17 protein-coding genes are annotated in these 20,105 nt (G+C 40.7%); 5 read left to right on the top strand and 12 right to left on the bottom strand.

Features of this window, described 5'->3' with window-relative positions:
• The first annotated feature begins 224 nt into the window (after window positions 1-224).
• Window positions 225-2,564: a cation-translocating P-type ATPase gene (locus tag SR187_RS02985; RefSeq protein WP_120171464.1), complete on the top strand. Its 2,340-nt coding sequence runs from the start codon at window positions 225-227 to the stop codon at window positions 2,562-2,564.
• Window positions 2,565-2,807: 243 nt separating this feature from the next.
• Here SR187_RS02985 and SR187_RS02980 read toward each other — a convergent pair whose 3' ends face one another.
• From SR187_RS02980 to yycF, 11 genes are all read right to left on the bottom strand, one after another.
• Window positions 2,808-3,491: a YwaF family protein gene (locus SR187_RS02980; RefSeq protein ID WP_120171463.1), complete on the bottom strand. Its 684-nt coding sequence runs from the start codon at window positions 3,489-3,491 to the stop codon at window positions 2,808-2,810.
• Window positions 3,492-3,586: 95 nt separating this feature from the next.
• Window positions 3,587-4,948 (bottom strand): UDP-N-acetylmuramoyl-tripeptide--D-alanyl-D-alanine ligase, encoded by a 1,362-nt coding sequence (locus SR187_RS02975; RefSeq protein ID WP_120171462.1) that lies wholly within the window; start codon window positions 4,946-4,948, stop codon window positions 3,587-3,589.
• 60 nt (window positions 4,949-5,008) lie between these two features.
• Entirely contained in the window at window positions 5,009-5,677 is a 669-nt protein-coding gene (locus SR187_RS02970; RefSeq protein WP_120171461.1) for an ABC transporter ATP-binding protein, read from the bottom strand.
• Between the two features lie 10 nt (window positions 5,678-5,687).
• Window positions 5,688-6,752 (bottom strand): ABC transporter permease, encoded by a 1,065-nt coding sequence (locus SR187_RS02965; protein ID WP_120171460.1) that lies wholly within the window; start codon window positions 6,750-6,752, stop codon window positions 5,688-5,690.
• 1 nt (window position 6,753) lies between these two features.
• On the bottom strand, window positions 6,754-7,134 hold the full coding sequence (locus SR187_RS02960) for an OsmC family protein (protein WP_120172461.1): 381 nt from the start codon (window positions 7,132-7,134) through the stop codon (window positions 6,754-6,756).
• A gap of 87 nt (window positions 7,135-7,221) precedes the next feature.
• On the bottom strand, window positions 7,222-8,268 hold the full coding sequence (locus SR187_RS02955; RefSeq protein ID WP_120171459.1) for a D-alanine--D-alanine ligase: 1,047 nt from the start codon (window positions 8,266-8,268) through the stop codon (window positions 7,222-7,224).
• 215 nt (window positions 8,269-8,483) lie between these two features.
• Window positions 8,484-9,080, bottom strand: coding sequence for a recombination mediator RecR (gene recR / locus SR187_RS02950; protein WP_024532078.1), 597 nt, complete (start codon window positions 9,078-9,080; stop codon window positions 8,484-8,486).
• An 8-nt stretch (window positions 9,081-9,088) separates the two neighbouring features.
• Window positions 9,089-11,164 (bottom strand): penicillin-binding protein PBP2B, encoded by a 2,076-nt coding sequence (gene pbp2b, locus SR187_RS02945; protein WP_024532079.1) that lies wholly within the window; start codon window positions 11,162-11,164, stop codon window positions 9,089-9,091.
• A gap of 222 nt (window positions 11,165-11,386) precedes the next feature.
• Window positions 11,387-12,190 carry an MBL fold metallo-hydrolase gene (locus tag SR187_RS02940; protein ID WP_024532080.1) on the bottom strand — a complete coding sequence of 268 codons (804 nt, stop codon included), beginning with the start codon at window positions 12,188-12,190 and terminating at the stop codon, window positions 11,387-11,389.
• Window positions 12,191-12,196: 6 nt separating this feature from the next.
• On the bottom strand, window positions 12,197-13,546 hold the full coding sequence (gene vicK / locus SR187_RS02935; protein WP_024532081.1) for a cell wall metabolism sensor histidine kinase VicK: 1,350 nt from the start codon (window positions 13,544-13,546) through the stop codon (window positions 12,197-12,199).
• Complete coding sequence (gene yycF, locus SR187_RS02930; RefSeq protein WP_120171458.1) at window positions 13,539-14,243, bottom strand: response regulator YycF; 705 nt, start codon at window positions 14,241-14,243, stop codon at window positions 13,539-13,541. The genes vicK and yycF overlap by 8 nt, the downstream gene beginning before the upstream one ends.
• 194 nt (window positions 14,244-14,437) lie before the next feature.
• Here yycF and SR187_RS02925 point away from each other — a divergent pair, with 194 nt between their 5' ends.
• From SR187_RS02925 to SR187_RS02910, 4 genes are read left to right on the top strand one after another with little or no spacing between them, the layout of a single operon-like run.
• On the top strand, window positions 14,438-15,199 hold the full coding sequence (locus tag SR187_RS02925) for an amino acid ABC transporter ATP-binding protein (RefSeq protein WP_024532083.1): 762 nt from the start codon (window positions 14,438-14,440) through the stop codon (window positions 15,197-15,199).
• A gap of 9 nt (window positions 15,200-15,208) precedes the next feature.
• Window positions 15,209-16,045, top strand: a complete 837-nt coding sequence (locus SR187_RS02920) for a transporter substrate-binding domain-containing protein (RefSeq protein WP_120171457.1) — start codon at window positions 15,209-15,211, stop codon at window positions 16,043-16,045.
• Window positions 16,046-16,059: 14 nt separating this feature from the next.
• Window positions 16,060-16,758 (top strand): amino acid ABC transporter permease, encoded by a 699-nt coding sequence (locus SR187_RS02915; RefSeq protein ID WP_120171456.1) that lies wholly within the window; start codon window positions 16,060-16,062, stop codon window positions 16,756-16,758.
• Window positions 16,759-16,770: 12 nt separating this feature from the next.
• Window positions 16,771-17,430 (top strand): amino acid ABC transporter permease, encoded by a 660-nt coding sequence (locus tag SR187_RS02910; protein ID WP_120171455.1) that lies wholly within the window; start codon window positions 16,771-16,773, stop codon window positions 17,428-17,430.
• Window positions 17,431-18,096: 666 nt separating this feature from the next.
• On the opposite strand, the gene thrS is transcribed toward SR187_RS02910, so the two are convergent.
• Window positions 18,097-20,043 carry a threonine--tRNA ligase gene (gene thrS, locus SR187_RS02905; RefSeq protein ID WP_120171454.1) on the bottom strand — a complete coding sequence of 649 codons (1,947 nt, stop codon included), beginning with the start codon at window positions 20,041-20,043 and terminating at the stop codon, window positions 18,097-18,099.
• Window positions 20,044-20,105 lie beyond the last annotated feature (62 nt).

Raw genomic sequence — 20,105 nt, 5'->3', positions numbered from 1 at the left:
AAACTCTTCATTTTTATCTCTAGCAGAAGGAATTCCTCTTTCGCATATCTTGAAAGGAAAGAAAGAGGACCACTCCTACAACTTTCTTATTATATCGGAAATAAAGGAATTTTTCAAACAATTGAAGAATCAGTCCCAAGAACTATGCTATTGTATTATAAATATGCTACAATAGAAATGAGAGATTCATTTCATGTATTTTAGAAAAGGAAAGTTAGAGAATCATGAATAAGCATATAAAAGGTTTATCAAACAAAGAAGTACAAGAACGTATCCAGGCTCGGCAAACCAATCACTTTAAAACCAAAAGTAGCGCCAGTAACTGGGAAATATTTAGAAGAAATGTCTTTACATCCTTTAATGCCTTAAACTTTGCTATTTTTTTGGCACTACTAGCTGTTCAAGCTTGGTCCAATCTCTTCTTTTTCGGGGTTATCGTCCTCAATGCCTTTTCAGGCATTTTAACAGAATGGCGTGCCCGACGAATGATTGACAAACTCAATCTTATGAATAAAGATTTAGTGCGAGTAGTACGGGATGGACAAATAGTTTCCATAGATCCCGAGGACATTGTCTTAGATGATCTTCTCCTGCTATCTGCTGGGGAGCAGGTGCCTAGTGATGCTCTAGTCATTCAAGGAACTGCCGAAGCCAATGAGGCAATGCTAACTGGAGAAAGCGATCTGATCCTAAAAAATCAGGGAACCGAATTATTATCCGGTAGCTACCTAGTCAGTGGGCAGGTTTATGCTCAAGTAACTCATGTCGGTGCAGATAACTACGCCAATAAACTCATGCTAGAAGCGAAGACCCACAAACCTATCGTTTCTCGTATCCTTTACAATATGGATAAAATTGCCAAGTTTACAGGAAAAATTATCATTCCCTTCGGACTCGCTCTTTTCCTAGAAGCCTTTTTCATCAAGTTACTCCCACTAAAAGACTCTGTTGTCACCAGTTCAACCGCTCTCTTAGGTATGTTACCAAAAGGAATTGCCTTATTGACAATTACCTCGCTCCTAACAGCCGTTATTAAGTTGGGGATGAAAAATATCCTCGTTCAAGAAATGTATTCTGTAGAAACGTTGGCTCGAGTTGATGTACTCTGTCTGGATAAAACTGGAACCATTACCCAAGGAAAAATGACTGTTGACAAGCTCCTTCCCTTAGCCAATCGCTATTCCCTAGATACAATCCAGCACATCTTAGCAGCCTACATCCAGACCAGTGAAGATAACAATTCTACCGCTCAGGCTATCCGGAATGCCTACGGACAGTTGCAACACTCCTATACAGCCAGTCATCTTATTCCATTTTCTAGTGATAGAAAATGGGGAGCTATGATGATTGAAGGAGTCGGTCAAGTCTTTCTTGGCGCACCTGAGATGCTGCTAACAGAAAATCCTCCGGCTGTTCATGAGGCTCAGACACGTGGATCTCGTGTATTGATTTTAGCCCTTAGCCAGACAAACCTCCACTCGACTAAAGGAGAATTACCTCAAGATATTGAACCACTTGCCCTCCTAGAAATTGCCGATCCGATTCGAGAAGATGCAGCAGAAACACTCGCCTACCTACGCTCGCAAGAGGTTACCTTAAAAATCATCTCTGGAGATAACCCTGTAACAGTATCACATATTGCTAAAGAAGCCGGCTTTACAGATTACGCTAGCTATATTGATTGCTCTAAGGTCAGCGACGAGGAGTTAGTAGCTCAGGCTGAGGCAACCGCTATTTTTGGTCGGGTTTCTCCTCATCAAAAGAAATTACTCATCCAAACCTTCAAAGCTCAGGGACATACAACAGCGATGACAGGAGATGGGGTCAACGATATTCTAGCTCTACGTGAGGCTGATTGTTCCATTGTCATGGCAGAAGGAGATCCTGCAACTAGACAAATCGCCAATCTAGTTCTGCTAGAGTCCGAGTTTCGCGATATTCCTGAAATTCTCTTTGAAGGACGGCGCGTGGTGAATAATATTGCCCATATCGCACCTATCTTTCTCATCAAAACGATTTACTCCTTCTTACTAGGACTTATCTGTATCGCTAGTATTGCACTTGGTAAAGCAGAATACCTTCTTGTCTTCCCGTTTATTCAGGTACAGATGACCTTGATCGGTCAATTCGTTGAAGGTTTCCCTCCTTTCGTCCTGAGTTTTGAACGAAATATCCGACCTGTTGAAAAACATTTTCTTAGAAAATCTCTCTTGTTAGCCTTACCCAATGCACTCATGGTTGTTATCAGCATTCTTGCTTTTCATCTGATGCAAGTCTATGGTGGCTTAACTTCTAGTGATATGCAAACACTGTCTTATTACATATTGGGGTCGACTGGAGTGTTAGCTGTTATTCGTGCCTGCTTGCCACTCACCAAGGTACGTTTTGCTCTCATTGTTTATTCTGTATTCGGCTTTTTTATCGGTTCACATTTTCTCCATCATTTAGTTGAAATCCGTCCACTCAGTGACTACACACTGATGATCTATCTGGGATTGATGGTCGTCTTTACACCTGTATTTTTCTGGGTTAGTTATAAGCAAGGTGCTTTCAAACAGGCCTAAAAGTGGGGATGAATCATTACTAGCTGATAAATAAAACACAGAAATGCTGACTTGGTCTATTGATCTATTCAGGAAGCCAACATTTTCTGTGTTTTTTATTTTTGTCCTTTTCTAAAGACTATCGTGATAAGATTTCCACTCATGATAAGAAAAAACGAGCAATTCAAACTGAATCTGCTCGTTTGGCTATCTGCCAGAATGCATTTTGTCAAACTAATCTTTCTTCGATGTGCATAAAATCGCTCAGTCCTGAACGATTGACCAGTCTCTCTTCTTCAAGTAGGCTACCATAGACTGACCTGACAAAATTGCAAAACAAAATATAACCGTTACCAATAGAAAATTCAAAGGAATATTTCGACTATTAACTAGAGGTGTATGACTTAAGAAACCGTAATTTCCACCAAGTAGTGCATTCACAAAAAGTAGAAAAGTATTCATGGTGACCGTATATCTTACCACCTCTTTCCTATCCAAGACTTCCATTTGCGAATCAGATAGCAGGTAAAGGAGACAGTTGACAGCTAGTGCATAATGCCCCACCACAAAGGTGAAAAATGTCAAATGAGGAAAAGCAAAGGGATCAAAGACAGGGTAGATAAAAGCGACCAATGAACCAAAGAGACCCAGATAGGCAAAATAACGTTTCAATGGACCTGGTTTTGCCCAAAGAATAAAAAGCATCGCTAGTCGACAATGATAAAAAGGTAAACTTTCAGATAAGGGCCAAGATACCGCTATGTACCAAGAATACAAGCTCACGATTTGGAAAAACTGTAGCCACCAAAACAAGGAACGATACCACTTTTTTTGATAGAAACAGCATGAAAGATACATTAAGGCAAAAAAAATCAGAATAAGGGCGAGGTATCCCGATAGACTTAAAGATGGTGCCTTAGAAATATGATTGGTGAAAAATTCAGTCACGCATCAAACTCCCTTCAAAAACTTGAGTTTAGTATATCAAATCCTAGTTCATTTGACAAGAAGGGTAAAAAGAAGAGGGACTGGACAATCCCTCTCTAACCTGCTAAGAACTCAACCAATTTCGCCAGATTCATCGAATTGGAGCCTTTGAGCAAAATCTGATCATGCTTACCAAGAACTGTCTGTACTTGACTGACTAGATCCTCAAATTGATCCTGATCTGCATTTTTTCGGAAAAAATAAACCTTACCAATCGGAAACATCTGACTGGCTAGCTGAGCCAAGCCCTCAATATCTTGACCGTAGAAAATAACCGTATCTAAAACATCTGGCGACAGACTCAAAATCAGTTGGTTATGGAGGGCAACAGATTCCTGTCCCAACTCCTTCATATCCGCCAAAACTGCAATTTTCTTACCACCTTCATTGGCTGGAATGGTTGAAAAAGTTTCCAAAATCAAGCGCATTGCTGTTGGATTGGCATTGTAAACATCGCTGAGAATATCTGCACCGTTTGCTGCCTTTTTCCACTCGGTACGATTGCGAGTTAGGTTGAGGTTGGCCAAAGCGGATTTAATAGCTTCCTCTGCCACACCTAAACTCTTCCCAACATAACTAGCTATCATAGCATTCGTTGCATTGTATTTCCCCGTCACGGGAAGGAAAATCTCCCCGTTGATAAAGTTGACCGTAAAGTTCAAACTGTCTTTGGATTCGATTAGGCTTGTTAGCTGCAGATCAGCACCATCTCCAAAACGGATGATTTTTTGATTGATAGGTAAATGGGCTTCTGCGATTGGATCAGCCGGAATAATCAGTTCGCCTCCAGCAGACATGCCATCTGCAATCTGTAATTTCCCTTGCGCAATCTGCTCACGCGATCCAAAGAATTCTAAATGCGCCTCGCCAAAAAGCGTGATAACCGATAGACTGGGTTTGGCAAGTTTAGATAACAGATGAATATCGCCAAGATGATCCTGCCCCATTTCCAAAACTAGTTTCTCTGTTTCATCTGGCATATGAAGGATGGTATAAGGCAGGCCGATTTCATTGTTATAGTTGCCCTGGGTCTTATAGGTTTTGTAAGTCGTTGCTAGAACATCATGAATCATGTCCTTAGTCGTTGTTTTTCCGTTTGAGCCAGTGACTGCTATGACCTCAACACCTGTTTTTTCTAGATAGTAGGCAGCTAATTTTTGTAGCGCAGCCAAGCAATCATCAACTAGAATATGGGGAACATCAAGGCTTTTCTCAGATAGAGTAACTGCGCAGCCATTATCAAAAGCAACTGGAATAAAGTCATGACCGTCACGCACACCTTTAAGAGGAACAAAAAGGTCTCCTGTTTCAATCTTGCGGCTATCAAATTCAACCTTGTTAAGAGTCCTATCAGGGTAGGTACTTATATCGTTTTTTGCGCTCAATGCCTGAGCAATTTCGTGTAGATGTAATTTCATGTATTTCTCCAAAATCAAAAGAGCTTTCGCTCCTTCTATTATATCACTTATACCACTTTTTTACCGAACTTGAGTCAACATACCGTCTTTCATCTCGTACACTTTATCACATTTTTCAATCATACGTTGATCATGCGTCACCATAATAATGGATTTCTTACGTTCTTTTGACTCCTTGGCTAGAAGTTCTACTACTTCATAGGCACGTTCGGTGTCTAAGCTAGCAGTAGGCTCGTCAACCAGAATCAAGCTCGGATCATTGTAAAGGGCCCGTGCAATAGCCACGCGCTGTCGCTCACCTCCTGAAAGGTCCTTAGGAAACTTATTTTTGAGGTGGTCAACCCCCAATTCTGCTAGCAGTTCCTGACGTTTGCTAGGATTGACATTCTTATTGATTTTATCCACCAAGGTCAACTGCTTTTCGACCGTCAAAAAAGGGATCAGGTTTGAAGCCTGTAAGACAAAACCAATATCCTTATAGCGAAGCTGAGCCCGTTTCTTCTCAGACAAAGCTGAATAGTCTGATTGGTTGATTAAGACATGACCTGTCGATGGTGTTTGCAGACCTCCAGCTACTGTTAGAAAAGTAGATTTCCCAGAACCTGATGGTCCAATAATAGCAACAAAATCGCCTTCCTCAATACTAAAATTGGTTGACTTTAAAGCTGTAATAGTCTGACTACCGTCTTGGAAGGTCTTACTAATATTTTCAAAAATAAGTGTTTTCATGGTGAATCTCCTAAGATAGATTTTGCAATGGGTCTACCTTAAAGATAGAACGCACAGAAAAGCTGGCACCTAAAAGAGCAAACAAGACCAAAGCCAGGCCGATTACTGTATAGAAGAGCCAGTTATTTTCAAATGGCACCGAACTTGGCAAAATAAAAGATGATAGATAAGTTCCAACTAATCCAGTAACTGTTCCCAAGCCAGCCAACAGGAAGGTCTGAGCTAGCACTGATCCAGAGATATAAGCATTGGAGAGACCTTGAATTTTCATCAAACCAAAAATCGGTGATTTTTGAGTTGTTAACACAAAAATGAAAATTCCAATAACAATAGCCGAAATAACAATCAAGAAACCAATCATAAAACCGAAAGTCATATTTTGTGCCTTGTAGCCCGGTAAATTCTCAATAAAATCTGCAATCGCAATTTTTTCGAGATTATCTGGAACATCCCTTATTTCTCCACGAACGACAATAGCGTTAGCAAGATTGCTGCTAGTTGGCTGTCGTTTGTCTGCTTGCATTCGTTCTGAAAAAGCTGCAAAATTCATATAAACAACTGGTGCTACACCAAAATAGGCATTATCTGTATATCCTACAATGGTTACTTTTTCATCAGCACCTGATAGATAAACTTGATCTCCTAAACCAAAGCCATCTACTTCTGATAGCGTCTTGTCTACGACAATTTCGCTGTTTTTTTCATATAAGCGTCCTTCAACAACATTTGGAGCAATGAAACTATCTGCCTCAACTGCAAAAATAGTGATCCTTTCCTTGGCCTTTTCATCTACATAAGCAACCCCAGCCTGTTGGCGGATAAGAGCCTTATCAGCCCCCTTCACTTGATTAATCAAGGCCACATCTATCTTTGATGCAGGAATCAAGCGATTACTATCTGGATGAAGCAAGATATAATCTGCTTGCCATTTATCCACTGCTGCTCGATTTTCTTGCATCAGACCATAAGCTAAACCTGTCAAGAAAAAAACCAAATAAGAAATCAGGATCAACAGACCTAAAATCAAGCCATAACGTAACTTATTCTGCCACATTTCTTCTATTGCTAAAAACATCTTACTCCACACTTTCTAGAACAAAAAATCTTGTCTCAATCATCAAATCCTCTTTCAAAAGAGCCTTAACCTTACACTTCTGCTCTATATAAGCAAGAATCTCTTTCTGCTTTTCTAGTGCTACCTCTTCACCAATTCCAATGTTTAGCCTGAAATGTTGATTTTCCAACTGACTCTCCACCTGGACAGACATAGTCTTATTTCCTTCCTGACTGGCATAGTAGCCTTGGATACACATGGCTACACAGGAAGCCAGAGCGATATTGACCAGACTGACTGGCGTTTCTCCCTGATCTGTTACACCAAAAGTCGTAATCGGATCCCCGTAACCTTGGGATGACGTTTGAAACAATCGCTTTCCTTTTACTATCGTTTGATACATAAACACCTCCAGAATAAACTCCATTCTATTCCTTTTTATCCAACTGTGCAAGAAAAAAGATTGGAATGATTCCAATCTCGGTTTCTATTAAATTAAGTGACTTTCGCGTTTTTCAAACATTTCCTTAGCCAAGCTAACCAATTCTTCGATTAAGTCTGGATAGGTAAGCCCCATATTATCCCAAAGCAATGGATACATAGACCACTGGGTAAATCCAGGCATGGTATTCAACTCATTTAGGAAGATTTCTCCATCTTCTGTCAGGAAGAAATCACAGCGAGATAGGCCACAACCACCAATCGCACGAAAGGCCTTAGAGGCATTTTTTCGCATCCTATCCATGATTGTTTTTTCAATCTTAGCTGGAATTTCCATTGTAATCTTATTGTCGATGTACTTGGCATCGTAGTCATAAAAGGCAACATCTTTAATGACTTCACCCGGAAGGGTTGTTCTTACATCAGCATTTCCCAAAAGACCAACTTCAATCTCGCGCGCATTTACTCCTTGCTCCACAAGAATACGACTATCATACGTAAAAGCTAGGTTCAGGGCTGCACGTAGACTTGTCCTATCGTCAGCTCTTGAAACGCCGACACTCGATCCCATATTGGCTGGCTTAACAAAAACTGGATACGTGAGCTTATCTTCAATCTCTACAATCTTTTCTTCGATTGACTCACCCTCAATTATCGCCACATAAGGGACTTGGGGAATTCCCACCGACTCCAAAACTCGCTTGGTAGTAATCTTATCCATAGCTACACTTGAGGCTAGGATATTAGCTCCTACGTATGGCATACGAAGGACTTCCAGAAAACCTTGGATAGAACCATCCTCTCCCATTGGACCATGGAGAACTGGAAAAACAACCGCATTCTCTTCATAAATATTGCTCAGATGAACTTTCTGAGCTTCAACGATAGTCGCATTGGTCATGAGCTTTTCATCAGCGGACGGTGTCTGAGAAAATTCTTGAGTTTTGATGAAATCACCTGTCTGTGTGATGAAGTAGGTTTTGACGAAAAATTTATCGTAATTGATAGCCCGCATGATACTTTCTGCGGATAAGACAGATACTTCACGCTCCGCTGAACGTCCACCATATAATAAAATCAAGGTTTCTTTTGACATATACATTCCTTCTTTATCTCTAAGCATTGCTTAGATTTATTATATCATAATTGACCAAAATCAAATAGGAAAATCGTCCATTTAGTAACTGTTTCAAAAAGTTCACATAGAACCATTATCCATTGAACACTTATAGGACTTAAAAATATAGCTGACAACGATTGGAGAGTTTAAGCTGTTCGCATCATTGATTAGGAACCTTTAACCCCAATCCATCATAACTCCGTCCTATTTTCAATTGCTTTGAGTAGGGTTACTTCATCTGCATATTCAATATCGCTACCTACTGCCAATCCTCGTGCCAGTCGGGTTACCTTAATCCCTGCTGGTTTAAGGACGCGTGAAATATACATAGAAGTCGCCTCTCCATCTGCAGTAGCATTAGTAGCTACAATAACCTCTGTTACTTCATTTTCCATGAGTCGTGTCAAGAGGCTTTTCAGATTGATGTCATCTGGACCAATACCATTCATCGGTGAAATCAAGCCATGTAGAACATGATAGAGACCATGATATTCCTGAATATTCTCTAATGCAGTCACATCGCGACTATCTTCTACAATCAAAATTGTCGATTGATCCCTCGTTGTATCTTGACAGATAGCACAGGGATCCTGATCTGTTAAATTGCCACAGACGGAGCAATAGGATAAATCGCGCTTGGCTGCTAGTAAATTCTTTGCAAATTCGTTGACAACATCGTCTTCCATACCAATAGTATAGAAAGCTAAGCGAGTCGCTGTCTTAATACCAATACCTGGCAATTTGGAATAGCTATCAATCAATTTAGCAATCGGTGTAGGGTAAAGCATAGACCTCCTTAGTTCATTGGGGAAAGTGACTGATACAGATTAATAATTTCTCGGGTAATCGTCTTGGTTGTCGTCGAATTTTGGTTTGTCAAGTTCGGTAGCACAACTGCGACAGCAATCTTTGGATGATCACTCGGCGCATAGGCCACTACATTGGTATTGACTGCTGTTATCACTTCTCCAGAAGGGGTCGTTGTGTAAGTTTCAGCTGTACCTGTCTTGGCGCTAATCGTCACAGAAGCACCTTGACCGATGGCACTACCAGTATTAAAGCGACCGTTACCATTGACAACCTGATAAAAACCTTGGCGGAGAAGCTCCATGTTGTCAGCCGAAATGTTCACCTGATTCATTTCCTTCCCTGATACCGTTTTAATCAATTCTCCCAGACCACCTTGAGCATTGTTAGCATAAATCCCCTCAACAAGATGCGGCGAAACCCTAGTTCCCTTATTTGCAATCGTAGCTACATATTGAGCCATCTGCATAGGCGTATAGTTATCAAACTGACCGAATGCATTTGTGATAAAATTGGCTGTTGTATAATCATTTGGCAAGAAACCAGTAGACTCCAAGGGAAGGTCAATACCTGTCTGTGCGCCTAGACCATACTCAGCAAAAGTTGAACGAAGTTTGGTCATGGCGTTTTTCAAGGTCTCTCCATCATTTAGAAACATATTAGCCGAATACGTCTGCCCAAGAAGCCCAAGGGCAATTTTCACCATGTACACGTTGGAAGAATATTCTAAAGCTTGAGTCGCATCAATATCAAAGCTACCGTAAGTACCATACCACGATGTAATCGGTGCTGAGCCTGCAAAGTAAATGGGTTCATCTAGCTGCACTTGGTTGCCATGAATGACTCCATTTTCCCAACCGGAACTAATCGTACCCCCCTTGATAATGGAACCTGGTGTAAAGACACTAGTGATGGTTCCAAGGGCATTCTCTGTAATATTGCTGGAGCCTTTTTCATGGCTGTAACCAGACATAGCAAGTACTGCACCGGTAGAAGGGTTCAATGCGACAGCGTATACTCCTTCTGAGTAAAGGGCACTACCAGTAGCTAGTTCATTTTCAAAATGGCGCTTAAGAATAGCATTGACTCCATCTTGGAAAGTTAAATCAATCGTCAATTTGATGTTATTTCCTTGCTGACCTTCTTGAATGGTCTTCATACTTTCGACATTGCCATTTCGATCGAGATTGATCTCTTTTTTCTCACGTTGTCCCTGTAACACTTCTTCATATTGTTTTTCGAGGTAAGCTGTCCCCACTCGATCATTGGAAGAATAGCCCTTAGATAAGTAATAATCTGCATCCTCCGCAGGTAAACCAGCTTGCTCACTTGTTACCGTACCGATAATGGAACTCAAGGAAGTCTGTAAAATCCTGCGCTGCCAGTTGTTGGTTGTTGAAATGCCTGGGAGCTGATTTTCGTTCGCTACAATATGCGCAACTTGCTCCGCAGAAAGGGGATCTGTCACCAGATTGATTGTCGAAAAATAGGTAGCTCCACTCATCTGCTTGAATAATTCGACTGCCTTATTTTCTTCATCTGAATATTGCAAAGCCTCATCAGGAATGCTATCGACAGCATTGGAGTATATAGTTGACTCATTAAGGTAGTTTCCATCTGTATCATACCGTTTATTATCAGGAAGACTGGCAACGACTTTCTTATAAATCTCTTGATTGGCTAAATAATAGTCTGCCTTATCTCTCCTAGTGATAGTTACATTGGAAACACCAACCCACCGCAAGAGTTTATTAGCTACGTCTTTCATGTCTTGAGTTGACATTTTGTTGGACCGTGTAAAGGACACTACCTGCTGGATTTGATTTTCAACCAAAGGTTTCCCCTTAGCATCATAGATTTGCCCACGTATAGAACCATTACTAATGATTTTTTGGCTAGCTGTGGACAATTTATTACTATAAAAATCATGATTGACAATCTGCATGTCTGCTAAGCGCAAGACGAGAATGATAAACAAAAGAATCACAATGGAAAATAAGATATTTAGACGAACAGCAATAAAATTCCCACTATGTTCAAATGGTTGATGTCGCTTTTTTTTCAATTCATAAACCTCATTCTAGAAAGTTTCTACATCATTATATCACATCACGAGCAAAAAATATTTTTTGACCTAGTCATTTTTCAGGCATATTGTGCTGACAGTCACAAAACGCAATATCTAGTTATTTTGAAGCCTTGATATTGTAGCTATCCATGCCCAAATGTAGTCTCGTATTCATCAAAGTAAGAAAGACAAAAAGCCATGTTAAACATGACCTTTTTATCAAATCTTCGTTAAAGCGGTTGCTGTATCCGGAGACGTATCACAAACTTGAAAATCAGTTCCTACTCCCAAGTCAGCTTGCGCAAGCTGATTAACCATCGTCATATGAGCAAGTTCTTTAATATTATTCTCCTTAGACAAATGCCCAAGGTAAATCTTTTTTGTCCGATTTCCTAGCGAGCGAATCATAGCATCTGCTCCATCCTCATTACAGAGGTGCCCCTTATCTGAAAGGATACGCTGCTTCAAATTCCAAGAATAAGAACCTGCCCGCAAAATTTCAACATCATGGTTCGCCTCAATCAAATAGGCATCTGCATTTTCCACAATTCCAACCATGCGATCACTGACATAACCTGTATCTGTCAACATAACGAAAGACTTATCGTCCTTCATAAAACGATAAAATTGTGGGCAGGCTGCATCGTGACTGACACCGAAGGATTCAATGTCCAAGTCTCCAAATGTCTTCATCGCCCCTAGCTCAAAGATATGTTTCTGAGCAACATCAATCTTACCAAGCTTACTTTCCATTGCCTGCCAGGTTAACTCGTTAGCGTATATATCCATGCCATATTTCCGAGCCAAGACACCGATACCATGGATATGGTCACTATGCTCATGCGTCACAAAAATAGCATCAATCTCCTCTGGTCTGCGGTCAATTTCCGAAAGGAGACTGGTGATCTTTTTACCAGACAAACCTGCATCCACTAAAATTTTCTTCTTATCGGTTTCCAAATAAAAGCAATTACCACTGGAGCCCGAAGCTAAAATACTGTAATTAAAACCTTTTCCGATCATGTTCTCCTATTCTTCCTCAGAAGCTTCATCCCAATCGTCAAGAGCAATGTCCTTACTATATGGTAAGACAATGGTAAAGGTTGAACCATGGCCATACTCGCTCTTAGCCCAAATAAAGCCCCTGTGTTGCTTGATGATTTCTTTGGCAATGGCCAGTCCTAAGCCAGTGCCTCCTTGTGCCCTTGAGCGTGCCTTGTCTACCCGATAAAAACGGTCGAAAATCTTAGGTAAGTCTGTCTTTGGAATCCCCAAACCTTCATCGGAAATAGACACAATCAACTGGCTGTCTGTCGTTTTCATACTAAAAGTAATCCTACCACCATCAGGTGAGTATTTGATAGCATTGTTCAGGATATTATCTAAAACTTGCGTCATCTTATCAGTATCAATCTCCACCCAAATTGGGCTAATCTGATAATCACGTACAATGGTGTAAACCTTATCAGAGTCGGCATTTTTCATCTGGTCAAAACGGTTGAGGATAAAGGTTACAAAAGCCGTAAAATTGATCAGCTCCACATCTACCTGACCAACTTGATTGTCGATTCGGGAGAGACTTAACAAGTCTGTAATCATCCGTATCATTCGATTGGTTTCATCCAAGGATACTTTGACAAAACTCGGGGCAACCGACTCAGTCAAAGCTCCTTCATCCAAGGCTTCTAAGTAGGACTTAACAGAAGTCAAAGGAGTCCGCAATTCATGACTGACATTGGATACGAATAAGCGCCGCTCTCGCTCTTCTTTGGCCTGTTCGGTCATATCGTGCAAGACGACTACTAGACCTGAAATCAAGCCGCTCTCGCTACGAATGGTAGCAAAATTGGCACGAAGAGTAAGAAATTCCTCATTTTCATTGGTGTGCTCAATAATAATCTCTGGTGTCTGAGCAAACAAATCTCTGAGAGTATACCGATCTGGTAAATCTAACACCTCTAGCAGATGGTACTGTTCCTGCTTTTTTCCCGATAACCCCAACTGCTTCTGGGCCATATCGTTGATCATGATAACTCGCCCAATCCTGTCCGTTGCAACCACCCCATCACTCATATAGGAAAGAATGGAAGTCAAGCGTGTTTTTTCCTGCTCTAAATGATCATGAGTCAGCCGAATAACTTCTGACAAATCATTAAGAGAGTTAGCCATATCAGTAATTTCTGGACTCCCTCTCAAATCTAAAATATCTGCATAATTTCCATCAATGAGAGCATTAACTTTTTGATTCAGTTGTTTGATTTGCTTATTATCTCGGTAGTTTTCAATCAAGAGAACCGTCAAAGCAATCAGAAAACCAATCAAAATTCCGACAAACCAAAACTCTGCTGTAGTAATTAGATACCGTAATTGATTAAACATTTCCCTTTATAAAATATCCTACACCTCGACGGGTCAGGATGTACTCAGGTCTGCTTGGCGTATCTTCAATCTTCTCCCGCAGACGGCGAATGGTCACATCCACTGTACGAACATCACCAAAATAATCGTAGCCCCACACAGTTTCCAGCAAATGCTCGCGAGTCATCACCTGACCCAAATGCTTAGCTAGATGATGAAGCAATTCGAACTCACGATGAGTCAACTCCAATTCCCTACCATGTTTTTTAGCCACAAAAGCATCTGGCAAGATAACTAAGTCCCCAATAACTAACTCTGAGGTACTTGTGGAAGAAAGATTAACTTGCGTTTCTGTCAATTCACTGCGACGAAGAAGAGCCTTGACACGCGCCTGTAATTCACGATTAGAGAAGGGCTTTGTCACATAGTCATCCGCACCAAGTTCAAGACCGATAACCTTATCAAACTCGCTATCTTTAGCTGATAGCATTAGTATAGGAACATTGCTAGTCTTGCGGATTGTTCGAGCCACTTCTAGTCCATCTAACTCCGGCAACATCACATCCAAAATAACAACATCTGGAAATTCCTTCTCAAATGTCTCCAGTGCTTCACGACCGTCAAAAGCTGTCACTACTTCATATCCTTCACGGGTCATATTAAATTTGATAATATCTGAGATTGGTTTTTCATCATCTACAATTAGTATTTTTTTCATTTGTGTCTTACCTTCGTTCTATTTCTTCTATTATAACAAACTTACCTAAAAAATTCATAGTTCAAAATCACTTTACATCATAATGTTATATTTTATAACATAAAATAGATTAAATTGTCAGAATTTACTTGACACTCCATATCGGCAATGCTAAGATGATAGTACATAAAAAACGATTACACAAGGAGAAGCTTATGACTTTAGTAGAATTTAAAAATGTCAATAAATATTATGGTGACTACCATGCCTTACGCAACATTAACTTAGAATTCAAACCTGGACAGGTTGTTGTTCTCCTTGGACCATCTGGTTCTGGAAAGTCAACGCTTATTCGTACTATCAACGGTTTAGAAATGATTAACAAGGGATCGCTTATTGTGAACGGTCATACAGTTTCAAACTCCACAGTCAAAGAATTAGTTGCCCTTCGAAAGGAGGTGGGTATGGTATTTCAGCATTTCAACCTCTACCCACATAAAACCGTGTTAGAAAACGTGACATTGGCTCCTATTAAGGTTTTGGGAATTGACAAGGTCAGCGCCGAAAAAACTGCTCAAAAATACCTAGAATTCGTCAATCTCTGGGATAGAAAAGATTCTTACCCTGCTATGTTATCAGGTGGACAAAAACAGCGTGTAGCCATTGCCCGTGGCTTAGCCATGCAGCCTGAATTGTTGCTCTTTGATGAACCAACTTCAGCACTTGACCCTGAAACCATCGGTGATGTACTTACTGTCATGCAAAAATTAGCTCGTGATGGTATGAATATGATTATCGTAACGCATGAAATGGGCTTTGCCCGCAAGGTCGCAGACCGTATCATCTTCATGGCAGAAGGTGAAGTATTGGTAGACACGACCGATGTCAACGGATTTTTCGATCATCCCACCGAACCACGTGCCCAACAGTTCCTCAGCAAAATTATAAACCATGAATCTGATAAGATTAAACTTTAGGAGGTACCTATGAATAAGAAAAGATGCAACTTCTTTATCATTCCCCTTCTCCTCATCGGCTTTGTTTGTTGTCTCTTTGCCAAACAACCTATCGCCCAGACTGAGGTACCAGACAATCTATCTGCCAATAATCAAGTACAAACTATCATAGATAGAGGGGTACTCCGCGTTGGAGTGAAACAGGATGTCCCTAATTTCGGCTACAAGAACCCTGATACTGGAAAATTTGAGGGGATGGAAATTGATATTGCCCAAAAAATTGCTGATAAACTTGGTGTTGATATTGAATTTACACCCGTAACAGCTCAGACCCGTGGACCGCTTTTAGATAATGGCCAAGTTGATATCGTCATCGCCACTTTTACCATCACTGAAGAACGCAAGCTCCTCTATAATTTTACATCCCCCTACTACACCGATGCCGTTGGCTTTTTAGTAAACAAAGATAGTGGCATTAAGAATTTTGGAGATTTAGATGGTAAAACAATCGGTGTCGCTCAAGGCTCCATTACCCGCAAATTGATTACAAATTTAGCAGAAAAATATAAAATTTCTGTTAACTTTGCAGAATTAGGCTCTTACCCTGAATTATCTGTCTCCCTTCGTGCTCGACGAACAGATGCCTTCTCAGTAGACCAATCCATCCTTTCTGGCTACATCAGTTCCAAATCTGAACTTATGGATTTCAGCTTCTCAGCTTCAGATTATGGTATCGTTACCAAATTATCCAATAAGGACCTCAACAACTATTTAAATGGTTTAATCAAAGAATGGGCAACTGATGGAAGTCTTCAAACTATTTACAATGCCAATAGTCTCCAACCAATCACAGAAACGGATGAATAGAAAGGTTGAAAGTTATGAATGTGTTAACAACTAGTCCATATGCTTGGGAAAATTGGATCCGTTATTTCAATGATTTCCCTATTTTTTTCCAAGGATTTCTCTTTACCCTAGCAATCTCCGTCGGCGCTCTTATCATGGCTATGCTGCTTGGTATTGTATTCGGTAGCCTGTCTTCTAGTAAAAATATATGCGGAAAACTAATTGCCCGTATCTATGTTGAATACTACCAAAATACACCACTTTTGGTACAATTTATGATTGTCTACTACGGTCTACCTTTGATTTCTAACTATACCCTCATGCCCTCCATCTACTGGACGGCGGTTATCTGTGTAGGATTATACCATGGTGCTTATATTGCAGAGGTCATTCGTGCAGGCATTGAAGCGGTTCCGCTTGGTCAGACAGAAGCCGCTCTCTCTCAAGGTTTCACCCCTGCTGAAACCATGCGTATGATTATCTTGCCACAGGCCATTCCCACTATTTTACCACCATTGACCAACCAAGTCGTTAACTTGATTAAGAACACTGCTACGGTTGCCATTATCTCTGGAGCAGATATTATGTTTATGACTAAATCTTGGTCTGCTATGAATGCCAACTATATCCCAGCATTTACTGGCGCCGCCTTTCTCTACTTCATCATGTGCTTCCCTGTTGCTAGCTGGGGACGCCGCATTGAAGAAAAAAACAAGACTGCCTTTTCACACTAAGGAGGTTGAAGAATGGATTATATTTTAGAATTGCTCAGACCCTCAACTTTTCAACTACTCTGTAACGGATTAAATCTCACTCTCTATATTTCAAGTATTTCCATAGTTCTGTCGGTTCTATTTGGCATGGTTTTAGCTATCATGCGTAATGGAAAAAATCTACTTTTAAAATGGATAGCGACCATCTACATTGAATTTGTTCGAAATGTGCCAAATTTATTATGGATTTTCACAGTTTTCTTGATTTTCCAAATGAAATCAACACCTGCGGGTATCACCGCCTTTACTATTTTTACCACCGCAGCCATGGCCGAAATCATTCGTGGTGGTCTCAATGCTGTCGGATCAGGTCAGATAGAGGCTGGTTTGTCACAAGGTTTTACTTCTATTCAAATCATGGTCTACATCATTATGCCTCAAGCTATTCGCAAGATACTGCCAGCCATCATCTCACAAACTGTGACAGTCATCAAAGATACTAGTTTCCTCTACTCTGTTATCGCTCTTCAAGAACTTTTTGGTTCTAGCCAAATCCTTATGAGTCGCTACTTTGAAGCTGAGCAAGTTTTCGCTCTCTATCTTATGGTAGCTCTGATTTACTTCAGTATCAACTTCGCTATCTCAAGCCTATCACGCTATGTAGCTAAATCTTGGGCAAACAGTATTGAATAATGCTCTTAAAAAATCCATACGTCAATAGCGCAACTGAATAAATTTCAGTTCCACAACCTTTTATATCTATGTGTACAATACCAAGCCAAATCACTTAGGAGATGTCACAAAAAATTAGACACCAATCATAAAAGACTTAGAATCAATGGTTTTACCGATGATTCTAAGTCTTTTTAGAATGGTCGTTTTAAGGATGTTTGACCCGAGATAAACTTTTCTTCCAGTCTCGCTCACTTTCACATTTTCAAAATTATGATTCAGGGTTCGCTTACTTCTTATTTCACTCCGGTAATATTTAGTAAAAAGAGCTTGGAACAAAATAACTCTAATCAGCATATATTTGCATTATATAAATTGGTATACATAAAAAACGAGCAAAGATTTGATTCCTTTTTCTGGAAATCAATCTTTGTTCGTTTTCTAAGCAGAGAGTCAGATTTTGAGCCACAACTGAGCGCGCTTTATCCTCTTCCTATCTCTGCAAAACTTGTATGCCAAGTTCCAAGAGTCCCGAGCTAACGACCTTGTTGGTTTTTTCATGTGACAACATCGCTAGAACTCTTATCAAGTAAGGTTAGTTATTATCCATTCCTTAATATTAGCTGACTAATTAACTTGTTGAAGAAAAAGAATTGTTTTCTCCAAATTTACCGTATCTAAATAGTATTAGTCTTGGATTGGACGTGATTTACGCTCAATATCAGCTAAAATCGCTTCTACAAACTCAGTAATAGATAAGGTTTGTGTCGCTTTGCTTCCGTAATGGCGAACATTGACTGTATTGTCTTCCATTTCCTTATCACCAACGATAAGCTGGTATGGAATCTTGCTTGTCTGACTTTGACGAATCTTGTACTGCATTTTCTCATTGCGCTCGTCAACATGTACACGCACACCACGGTCTTGCAATTCTTTAGCAACCTTCCAAGCATAATCCAAATGTGCCTCTACAGAAATAGGAATCATAGTGACTTGGGTTGGAGCCAACCAAGTTGGGAAGGCACCTTTGTAAGTTTCAATCAAGATGGCTGTAAAACGCTCCATGGTTGAGATGATACCCCGGTGAATCATAACCGGACGGTGTTCTTCACCATCAGCTCCGATATAGGTCAAACCGAAACGTTCTGGCAGCAGGAAATCAAGTTGGATCGTTGACAAGGTTTCTTCATTTCCAAGAGCAGTCTTAACCTGAATATCCAGTTTTGGTCCGTAGAAAGCTGCCTCGCCTTCCGCCTCAAAATAAGACACTTCCATGTCATCTAGGGCAGCCTTCAACATACTTTGGGCATTTTCCCACATCTGATCGTCATCGAAGTATTTCTCCTTGTCTTCTGGATCACGCAAAGATAAGCGGAAACGGTAATCGTTGAGATTGAAATCGGCATAAACGTCAATAATCAATTGGAGAGCCTTCTTGAACTCTTCTTGGATTTGCTCTGGGGTGACAAAGATATGCCCATCATTAAGTGTCATTTCACGTACACGCTGCAAACCGGTCAAGGCACCAGACTTTTCATAGCGGTGCATCATACCGAGTTCAGCGATACGTACTGGCAATTCACGGTACGAACGTACATGATTTTTATAGACTTGAATATGGTGCGGACAGTTCATCGGACGAAGAACAAATTCTTCACCATCTCCCATATCCATCGTTGGGAACATATCTTCATGGTAGTGGTCCCAGTGACCCGAAGTTTTATACAGCTCAACGGAAGCTAATGGCGGTGTGTAGACATGCTGGTAACCTGAAGCCAATTCCTTATCCGTAATATAGCGCTCCAAGGTACGGCGGATGGTCGCTCCATTTGGCAACCAGAATGGCAACCCTTGTCCCACCTCTTGACTAATCATGAAGAGATCAAGTTCCTTACCAAGTTTGCGATGATCACGCTCTTTTGCTTCTTCACGCATTTGAAGATAGGCTTTAAGGTCTTTCTTGTCAAACCAAGCAGTACCGTAAACACGTTGCATCATAGCATTATCAGAATTTCCTCGCCAGTAAGCTCCTGCTACATTCAACAATTTAAAGACTTGGATACGACCAGTTGATGGCACGTGGGGACCGCGACAAAGGTCCACAAACTCACCCTGACGATAAACTGTCAAACCAGCCGCATCACCAGCATGCTCGCTAATCAGCTCAATCTTATAAGGATCATCAGCGAAGATTTCAAGAGCTTCCTCTTTCGTGACTTCCTCACGAATACAAATGTGATTTTCCTTAACAATTTTTGCCATCTCAGCTTCGATACGCTCAAGATCCTCATTGGAAATCTGGCCCGCTGCATTATCAGTATCGTAGTAAAAACCATCCTGAATGGCAGGACCTACACCCAATTTAATATCCGGGAAAAGTCGACGCGCCGCTTGAGCAAAAAGGTGAGCAGCCGAATGACGAAGAACAGCAAATGCATCCTCATGGTCTGGTGTCACAATTTCAAGACTACCGTCAGTCGTCAAGGCACGAGTCGTGTCAACCAGCTGGCCATTGAACTTACCAGCAAGGGCTTTTTTTGCTAGAGAACTGCTAATTGATTGAGCAATTTCAAAAGTTGTCACACCAGATTCAAATTGACGCACAGCGCCATCTGGGAAAGTAATGTTAATCATAAATAAGATACCAAGCCCGTAACAAGTCAAGCAAAAATAGGAGATTTGACGTAGAAGGTTAC

Origin of the sequence: Streptococcus ruminantium (assembly GCF_003609975.1) — a bacterium.
Classification (GTDB): Bacteria; Bacillota; Bacilli; order Lactobacillales; family Streptococcaceae; genus Streptococcus; species Streptococcus ruminantium.
This window is presented reverse-complemented; position numbering and strand designations above follow the sequence as displayed.

Coding starts and splice junctions, on each gene's coding strand:
- SR187_RS02985 (WP_120171464.1), top strand. CDS start 225: ATGAATAAGCATATAAAAGGTTTATCAAACAAAGAAGTACAAGAACGT.
- SR187_RS02975 (WP_120171462.1), bottom strand. CDS start 4,948: ATGAAATTACATCTACACGAAATTGCTCAGGCATTGAGCGCAAAAAAC.
- SR187_RS02970 (WP_120171461.1), bottom strand. CDS start 5,677: ATGAAAACACTTATTTTTGAAAATATTAGTAAGACCTTCCAAGACGGT.
- SR187_RS02965 (WP_120171460.1), bottom strand. CDS start 6,752: ATGTTTTTAGCAATAGAAGAAATGTGGCAGAATAAGTTACGTTATGGC.
- SR187_RS02960 (WP_120172461.1), bottom strand. CDS start 7,134: ATGTATCAAACGATAGTAAAAGGAAAGCGATTGTTTCAAACGTCATCC.
- SR187_RS02955 (WP_120171459.1), bottom strand. CDS start 8,268: ATGTCAAAAGAAACCTTGATTTTATTATATGGTGGACGTTCAGCGGAG.
- recR (WP_024532078.1), bottom strand. CDS start 9,080: ATGCTTTACCCTACACCGATTGCTAAATTGATTGATAGCTATTCCAAA.
- SR187_RS02940 (WP_024532080.1), bottom strand. CDS start 12,190: ATGATCGGAAAAGGTTTTAATTACAGTATTTTAGCTTCGGGCTCCAGT.
- vicK (WP_024532081.1), bottom strand. CDS start 13,546: ATGTTTAATCAATTACGGTATCTAATTACTACAGCAGAGTTTTGGTTT.
- yycF (WP_120171458.1), bottom strand. CDS start 14,243: ATGAAAAAAATACTAATTGTAGATGATGAAAAACCAATCTCAGATATT.
- SR187_RS02925 (WP_024532083.1), top strand. CDS start 14,438: ATGACTTTAGTAGAATTTAAAAATGTCAATAAATATTATGGTGACTAC.
- SR187_RS02920 (WP_120171457.1), top strand. CDS start 15,209: ATGAATAAGAAAAGATGCAACTTCTTTATCATTCCCCTTCTCCTCATC.
- SR187_RS02915 (WP_120171456.1), top strand. CDS start 16,060: ATGAATGTGTTAACAACTAGTCCATATGCTTGGGAAAATTGGATCCGT.
- SR187_RS02910 (WP_120171455.1), top strand. CDS start 16,771: ATGGATTATATTTTAGAATTGCTCAGACCCTCAACTTTTCAACTACTC.
- thrS (WP_120171454.1), bottom strand. CDS start 20,043: ATGATTAACATTACTTTCCCAGATGGCGCTGTGCGTCAATTTGAATCT.